The organism is Mesorhizobium sp. LNHC232B00 (assembly GCF_000502435.1).
Classification (GTDB): domain Bacteria; phylum Pseudomonadota; class Alphaproteobacteria; order Rhizobiales; family Rhizobiaceae; genus Mesorhizobium; species Mesorhizobium opportunistum.
This window is the reverse complement of the sequence record NZ_AYWP01000065.1, coordinates 1-5,821: the sequence shown is the minus strand read 5'-3', so window position 1 is coordinate 5,821 and position 5,821 is coordinate 1. Positions and strand designations below refer to the sequence as shown.

5 protein-coding genes and 2 pseudogenes are annotated in these 5,821 nt (G+C 56.3%); 6 read left to right on the top strand and 1 reads right to left on the bottom strand.

Annotated elements, in window-relative coordinates; genetic code table 11:
• Positions 1–402 precede the first annotated feature (402 nt).
• The 5 genes and pseudogenes from X743_RS1000000172645 to X743_RS1000000173855 form a co-directional block, all read left to right on the top strand.
• A complete protein-coding gene (locus tag X743_RS1000000172645) occupies positions 403–663 on the top strand; it encodes a hypothetical protein (RefSeq protein ID WP_156934588.1) in 261 nt (86 codons plus the stop codon).
• Between the two features lie 939 nt (positions 664–1,602).
• Positions 1,603–1,890, top strand: a complete 288-nt coding sequence (locus tag X743_RS137880) for a hypothetical protein (RefSeq protein ID WP_023776717.1) — start codon at positions 1,603–1,605, stop codon at positions 1,888–1,890.
• 158 nt (positions 1,891–2,048) lie between these two features.
• Complete coding sequence (locus X743_RS137885) at positions 2,049–2,768, top strand: Crp/Fnr family transcriptional regulator (protein ID WP_031258872.1); 720 nt, start codon at positions 2,049–2,051, stop codon at positions 2,766–2,768.
• Positions 2,769–3,136: 368 nt separating this feature from the next.
• Positions 3,137–3,910: a response regulator transcription factor gene (locus tag X743_RS137890; RefSeq protein WP_023769453.1), complete on the top strand. Its 774-nt coding sequence runs from the start codon at positions 3,137–3,139 to the stop codon at positions 3,908–3,910.
• 155 nt (positions 3,911–4,065) lie between these two features.
• Positions 4,066–4,572, top strand: a pseudogene (locus tag X743_RS1000000173855) (mannose-1-phosphate guanylyltransferase); the annotation flags it as partial.
• Between the two features lie 59 nt (positions 4,573–4,631).
• Here X743_RS1000000173855 and X743_RS137900 read toward each other — a convergent pair.
• Positions 4,632–4,886, bottom strand: a complete 255-nt coding sequence (locus X743_RS137900; protein ID WP_023769451.1) for a hypothetical protein — start codon at positions 4,884–4,886, stop codon at positions 4,632–4,634.
• A gap of 348 nt (positions 4,887–5,234) precedes the next feature.
• Between X743_RS137900 and X743_RS137905 the strand changes: the two are divergent.
• A pseudogene (locus X743_RS137905) lies at positions 5,235–5,821 on the top strand (phosphomannomutase/phosphoglucomutase); the annotation flags it as partial.

The window sequence follows — 5,821 nt, the reverse complement described above, 5'->3', positions numbered from 1 at the left end:
TGGCTGCAATCGATGCAAAGTGCCCCTTACTGGTGTCACTGGGTCTCAAGGGTCCGACCTGTTAGCTTGCCCCAGTTGCGGCCTCTCGGACACTTACGACAATGTCATGCTTGAACTTGATCAGCGCACCGCGGAAGCACTTTCTCGTGCGCTCTGCCAACCCGTCCCGCCAAAGGCGTATCGTTTCGCACTGCTATTTCGGGCAGGGACGCGATAGGCTCAACACAAATATCGACCTCGGAATTGTGCGGTGACAACTGATGATTGGGGGTCGATACGGCCGGCTGAAGACAACGAACCCCATGCGTTCGTGATCGCACAAAACGGACCGAGGTTTTTCGAGCCAACAGTTTCAGGCACGAATAGGCCTCGGCGATGGGTGAGACGCCGAGGCCTGTGGACATGAACGAATCACATGGCATGTCCGCAGTAACGATGCGCCTGAATTCTCCAACAAATGATAAACCGGCATGCAACCTGAACTGGCGGCAAGGGGAGGATCTCGGCTCGGGTATGCGCTTGATATCATCTGGCATCCGCTTGGTCGGCGCCTCTTCAGTGGCGCAGCCTTACTGCCAAGCCGATGCAGAATGCTATGTCGGAGCCAGCCTCTCGCAGGATGAGTTCATACGCGTGGTCGATGCCTTGATCGTTCGCCGGTAGACGTCAAGTTCCAACAACTCTCTGACCGGCAACGGTATTGCCATAGCCCCCAAGGCGCAGTGCCCCTGGTGAGCGTACAGTCCGGCACTACGGTCAGTCCATTCCACAACTTGGATGATGCAGGCATGCAAAGGGACTAGCCCCGTCGTCCCAAGGTTTGATCTATTCAAATTCCCAAGCGATTCACCACCGAACGGTTTTGCACCCCAGGTCCACGGATTGTGCGTCCTCACCCGTATAGGCAAAACCTCAGTTGTGAATACGTGAGCAAGAGAGTTGTTGCGGGCTCTGTCGTGACTGACCGTTCCTCGCAATTAGACAACCGCCATGACCCCGGCACCACCCGTAGCAGCCTCAATGACAGCGTCATCGACGGCTGGGTGTCGTGTTGGGCTTAACAGCTCGCAAGGCCTCTATGCCGAATCCGGCAGCAACGACAAGGCAGAGGGTCAGGAGCCCAATTGCGATGATATGCGAACCCGAACAGCAAGCCAAAGGCCACAAAAGCGGCTATTCGCGCGGGTTCCGGTCCAAAGCCTGACACAGGCGGCATCCCGATCGGAACAATCGTCACGACGACCATGGCAACAAAGGTTAGCCACGCGGCAGTCCGGCAGAACGCCATTACGGGAAGGTCCGCACGTCCCGTTTCAGGTGCGGCCAAACTGGTGGCCATGTGAAGGGTCGCAACCCCAGACGGTTCAAATCCGCGGCAGCTTTTGTTGGGAACGATCAGTGCTGCGGGATCCTTCGCAGGATCAGTTCCCCAAAGGCCAACCGCGCCCGACGTCTGCCTGGTGTCGAGAGGTCAGTTGGAGTTCCGGCCTGTCAATGAGCTACAGCTAACTTGGTAGGCGCCGTATGCTGTGTCGGGCTCTTGAATAGGACTAATATGGTTCAAATTCTGACAGCGGCGTGCGCTGTACGTCCGGAGAGAGATTGAAGATGGGAAAAAGGAAGTCACGCACCAGGCCGGGCGGCGACCTGCCCGTTGTGCAGGGCAACAGGCCCAAGGCGATAGCACTTGCCGCCTTGCATCTGAGCGAAGCGCTGTTGCTTGAACTGGAAGCATCCGAGATACTCACGGCCAGAGAAATCAGGGGGGTGCTGAAGGACGCCGCAACGACGCTGCGGAATGCTGCAACGCAAGTGGACAACCGAAGTTGCATGGTGGCGAGTGAGATGGTCGAGGCCATCCGAGAAAGTTTCAAGAAAAGCAAAGCCTGATCCGCGCCCGACGGGCGCTGTTCGCCAGATTGGCTCCGGCCAACGTAAACCCGACGTCGCTTCCTATTCCAACAGGCGTAGCTAATATAGGCTACTCATCTGCTCGAGCCTGATATACACTAACCCGGGTTGTCAAAAGGAGGGGTTGGTGGGGTTCAATGGTATCTGCATCGCATCCATTTTTGACCGGGAACGAAAACCGTCCCTCATCGACCCGACTTGACGATGATGACAAGGATTACGTCAAAGCGCTCGGCTTCGCGCTGAGGCGGTATCCGGCTGAAACGGCAATCGTTGATCAAGGGCAGCACGCTGCTCGTGTCTTTATAATCGAGTCTGGCTGGGGATGCATATCGCACAATCTGGCCGGCGGTCAGCGTCAGATCCTGGATTTTGCATTGAAGGGCGACGTCGTCCTGCCACACTCTTTCCCAGGAACTGCTCCGGAGACGTTTGTCGCACAGACCGATCTTGCGGTATTCGAGGCATCAACCAAGACGTTTGCGCTTGCAACCGCCAAATCGCCTCGCATAGCTTCCCTATTTCTTGAAACTCTGGTCCATCAGCGGGCGCTTGTCGCCCAACATCTGACAAATGTTGGTCGGCGCAGTGCGTTGACGCGCACCGCACACCTGCTGCTCGAACTGAGGACGCGCTTGGAGCGCGTGGGTGGTGTCGCCCGCAATGGCTATTCTTGCCCGCTTACCCAGTACGACCTCGCCGACGCGCTAGGGCTGACGCCTATCCACGTCAATCGCATGTTGCGAGAATTGCGTGAACGCAAGCTTCTGGAGTTCCGTCAGGGCCATGTCCGGATCCTGGATAGAGAGCGCATCGCCAAGTTTGCAGGCTTCGATGACAGGTATATCGACAACTGACGCATGTCCTCCATCTGCATCCCCGAGACGGTCCATTTCGGCCACCGCGGCGGTCTATGTGGCCCAGTGCGTCGCGTTTCGCAACCCAAATAGCACGAGCCTTTGCCGAGGTTATGCAGGGATACCGGGGCGATCTTCCTCTCGCCAAATAAACTCATTTTTTTTACGCTTCTTTAACTTACATTAGTGAGAGCGTACAGTTTCGCTGATAGCCTGCATACGTTGGACGCGTGGCGATGGCGGGGGCCTGGGAACGCACAGTCTGTTATCTTTGACGCGAACAGAAAATCGTTTGCACTATTTCGCTTGTCTCGAAATCCCCGTCTCGCGCCGGTCTCGAACTTGGGTGTTGTTTACGGGTGAGTGGCATGATTACGGCAATTCAAACAGGCACCAAACCGATCCGTGGGCTGGAACTCGTCGGTCAAAAAGGCGGGGCAGGGGCAATACGTCTTCACGGAAAGGCGACTGCCGAAGCCTGTCTGGTTCTGCTCGATGAACGTGTGCTTGACCGGCAATGCCTGGCGCAAAGCTTGACCACTTACCGTGTCGGGAAAGACATCCTGTCATTCGGATCGATCGATGAATGGCAGTCGTGCGAGAATAAGCCGCCAGTTTCGGCAGTTCTGCTAAACCTGGGAAGCCGCAAGGCCAGTGATGCAAAGACAGGTGACGCGATAGCTGACCTCGTCAAGAAGGCTCATCCCGCCCCAGTTGCGATCTTGGCCGACACTGATGAGTTGGAGCAGATTCTCAAGGCCCTGAGCTACGGCGCCAAAGCATATATCCCCTCATCCCTCCGCTTCGAAATTTGTGTCGAAGCCATAAACTTCGTCATCGCTGGCGGCACATTTGTTCCGGCAAGTAGCCTTGCAGGGCTGCACAAGACCAGTAAGGCTGATGTCGAAATGCCAAGATCTATGGCGAGCGTGTTTACCGAGCGGCAAGAGGACGTTGTCCAAGTTCTCAGACGCGGGAAGGCGAACAAGATAATCGCCCACGAGCTCAATCTTCGAGAAAGTACAGTTAAAGTTCATATCCGCAATATCATGAAGAAGTTGAAGGCAACCAACAGGACTGAGGCTGTCTATATGCTCAACGAGATGTTCCCCGGCGAGAATCATTCGTTACGAGCGAGTTGAAGCGCTCTTGCGTGTTTATCTAGATTGCCTTGTTTTGGAGAGAGTTCTCAGCGGCGACTCTCGCGAACTACGCTGGCGTAGGTTGTAACTACAGTTCACAAGCACTTCGAGATTTGCGTCGGCTCCGGCTGGCGCGCTTCTCAGAGGAAGCCGACTCTGGTACCTATCTTCCGCTCAATCTCTATGCGTCAGACCGGGCGATTTCCATTGACTACGCCATTATGGAGAAAGTCAGCAATATCGCTTTGGTACCTGTAAGCTTCACTTGGAGCGACCTTGGCTCCTGGCGGTCATTGCTGGATTCAGGCATGACCGATGAGAGCGGAAATGTGATGATCGGCGATGTCGTTGCCGTAGACTGCGAGAATTCCTGTCTGCGCAGCCGCGGCAGATTGCTGTCGGCAATCGGGTTGAAGAACGTTGCCGTTGTCTCGACAGCCGATGCGAACTTCGTGGCCCCAGTAGCCGAAAGCCAGCATGTAAGGCGTGTTGTCGAGCGGCTTGGGAAATGTTACCTCCTCGAAACCAAGCTCACGCCTTCCCATAATCATGTTCTGCTGCCGGCGCTTGACGCGAGCGTGTTGCACACTTGCTTTCAATGAGCATCGCCGCACTGGTCGACCGTGGGAGTGAACGAACGCTATGGAGGCTTCCACAAGGCGCCGCGCCGCCTGGAGACATTGAACGCCTTGCACCTGACAGTTCGGAACCGCGGATCTAACTAATTGGCTCGCAACGGACCGTCATAGACCGTTACGGCGCAATCGATCTTGGCTGCGACCACAGGTCTGTGTTTGTCGTCATATACTTGGACAGCCAGCGCGCTCTTCACACCGTCATGCCATTCGTCTTGCGCTATAGCCACGAGCATCCTGATGGCGTCGGCCTGCGCCTCGGCAATGCCACGGTATTCGGTACCTTCTGTGTCGGGTGAGCGTGTTTTGCCATCTTGGATGTCGAAAAAAAACACAGGCATTAATTATCTCAATCTTGTGAAACTGCGACGTCAAAAATACCGGTCGCCAAAGCGCTTAGGCTGTGCTGGCGCCAGTTCTTAAGTCAATTTCTTGACACGGGACAGCAACCGCAGGTGGGAACCAAAACGGAGCTGTGCACAACTTGGTAGAAGTTCCATCACAAAATGTAACAAGGGCTACAATCCGTTACTAGCGCGTCAGAACACACGCAAACCAATGTGACCTCGCGCTACGATCGGGCGATTCTCGGGGAGCCAATTCAGGCGGTATGAGTAAGAGCTGGGAGGCTTTTGTGCTAATGTCGCCGCTTGATCGCTATCTATTCAGCCATCTGGAGTTTTCCAGTCTTGACCCCCAGGATCGTCGGCGAGGCCTTGCCCAACAGCTTCGAATTCGAAACCGAGGCTCTGATCAAGCCGACCGGCTTCCGCGAATATGACGCCCGCTGGTGGTTTGGCCACCCCGGTTCGGCTGTGCCGCCGGAGCTCAACCTGATCGGTGTCCAGGCGCTCGGCATGGGGCTTGGCACGCTGATCCGCCGTCTCGGCGCCGGCCCTGACATCGCCACCGGGCATGATTTCCGTTCCTATTCATTGTCGATCAAGCTGGCGCTGGTGTCCGGATTGATGGCCGCGGGCGCACGGGTGAGGGATATCGGCCTGGCGCTGTCGCCAATGGCCTATTTCGCCCAGTTCGCGCTGGAAACCCAGTCGGTGGCCATGGTCACCGCCTCGCACAACGAAAATGGCTGGACCGGCGTCAAGATGGGAGCGGCGCGGCCACTGACCTTCGGACCCGAGGAGATGAGCGCGCTGAAGGCGATCGTGCAGGCCGGAGATTTCGACCTTGTCGGCGGTGGTTCCTATGATTTCATCCGCGATTTTCGCGCCACCTATCTCGACGACCTGACCAGGGACAAGCGTATCGCGCGAAA